The sequence below is a fragment of the Vibrio sp. 10N.286.49.E11 genome, from assembly GCF_041469505.1.
Lineage (GTDB): Bacteria > Pseudomonadota > Gammaproteobacteria > Enterobacterales > Vibrionaceae > Vibrio > Vibrio crassostreae_C.
This window is the reverse complement of sequence record NZ_JBFRKQ010000129.1, coordinates 1-273: the sequence shown is the minus strand read 5'-3', so window position 1 is coordinate 273 and position 273 is coordinate 1. Positions and strand designations below refer to the sequence as shown.

Below are 273 nucleotides of genomic sequence, written 5' to 3'. Positions count from 1 at the left end.
ATCATTCCACAGATTATTTCGTTCTTCTTCTCTTACTTTGTTTTGAGAATCAAAAACCCAATTGAAGCACTTGGTTGTGTGACTGGTGGTCGAAGTGCAAACCCTGCGTTTGCGGCATTGATGGAAAAAACAGGCAATGCAACTCCAGTATTCTCATTCACAGTGACTTACGCAGTAGCCAACGTGCTATTGACCCTTTGGGGACCAATCATCGTCGGCATTATCTCCGTCAACGCTGGTATGTAATTCAGACTATAACGTCAGTCTAAGACG

Annotated in this window: 1 pseudogene; it reads left to right on the top strand. The window is 43.6% G+C overall.

What is annotated here, in order from left to right:
- Positions 1 to 246: pseudogene (locus AB4167_RS22185) on the top strand (aspartate-alanine antiporter); the annotation flags it as partial.
- Positions 247 to 273: the final 27 nt, after the last annotated feature.